The sequence below is a fragment of the Pseudoalteromonas sp. S1727 genome, assembly GCF_005886375.1.
Taxonomy (GTDB): Bacteria; Pseudomonadota; Gammaproteobacteria; order Enterobacterales; family Alteromonadaceae; genus Pseudoalteromonas; species Pseudoalteromonas haloplanktis.
The window spans coordinates 1-565 of record NZ_PNDT01000124.1 but is presented as its reverse complement, the minus strand read 5'-3'; the positions used below and the strand labels follow the sequence as shown (position 1 = coordinate 565).

At 39.5% G+C, this 565-nt stretch carries 2 tRNA genes; both read right to left on the bottom strand.

The features are described from left to right. Positions 1 to 195: 195 nt before the first annotated feature. Positions 196 to 271 (bottom strand) — tRNA-Ala (locus CWB85_RS20190). 112 nt (positions 272 to 383) lie between these two features. Continuing rightward, positions 384 to 460, bottom strand: a tRNA-Ile gene (locus CWB85_RS20185). Positions 461 to 565: the final 105 nt, after the last annotated feature.

The following is a 565-nucleotide window of genomic DNA, read 5'->3' as shown; positions in this document are numbered from 1 at the left end:
ATAATTACTGATTAATGGCATTTTTTACTTTTGAAAACTCTGTATAAATAACAAATGTCATTCATACGAATTTTATTATCAGCTTTTCCAAATTTTTAAAGAGCAGAGAATCAAAAACTTCTCAAAATTAAACACACTCTATTCTCAGGTGGTGTTGCTACCCGATAAAGAATATTTATTTTTAAGAAGTAAAAGTGGTGGAGCTAAGCAGGATCGAACTGCTGACCTCCTGCGTGCAAGGCAGGCGCTCTCCCAGCTGAGCTATAGCCCCACATATGCTGGTACTTATTGTTTGCATACCGACTTCTTTTTAAGACAAGGCGTAAGTTGAGGCCGTTTAGTTCACTAAACAACGAAGCTTACAACGCAGTATTAAGAAGAAGTGGTGGGTCTGAGTAGATTTGAACTACCGACCTCACCCTTATCAGGGGTGCGCTCTAACCAACTGAGCTACAGACCCAAACAATAAGTGTTGTTCTCTTTACAATAACAATCATCTGTGTGGACACTTCGAACAAATAAGTTCTAAATCGTATAAGGAGGTGATCCAGCCCCAGGTTCCCCT